1 protein-coding gene is annotated in these 266 nt (G+C 45.9%); it reads left to right on the top strand.

What is annotated here, in order from left to right:
• Nucleotides 1–58: 58 nt before the first annotated feature.
• A partial coding sequence (locus SB816_RS32215; RefSeq protein WP_410548272.1) for a Mu transposase C-terminal domain-containing protein occupies nt 59–266 on the top strand: 208 nt, incomplete at its 3' end.

Below are 266 nucleotides of genomic sequence, written 5' to 3'. Positions count from 1 at the left end.
AACGTTCACGGAGTTTGCTAGGTGGTTTGCGTTAGAGGTAATGGAATATCATTCGACCGTGCACAGCGAAATTAAAAAGACTCCTTTGCAAGCATGGCAGGATTACTATGGTCCGCATGGTGTAGTACCTTTTCCTCCGCAAATAACAGACGCGCACCAGTTTCGTTTGAACTTCATGCCTCAAGAGTATAGAAACATTCGGCCCGGCGGCATTGAATTTAAGACTCGTTTTTATTGGGATCCTGTGCTCGACCCCTTTATTGGAG

It is taken from the genome of Achromobacter sp. SIMBA_011, from assembly GCF_046535435.1.
Taxonomy (GTDB): domain Bacteria; phylum Pseudomonadota; class Gammaproteobacteria; order Burkholderiales; family Burkholderiaceae_B; genus Achromobacter; species Achromobacter dolens.
This window is presented reverse-complemented; position numbering and strand designations above follow the sequence as displayed.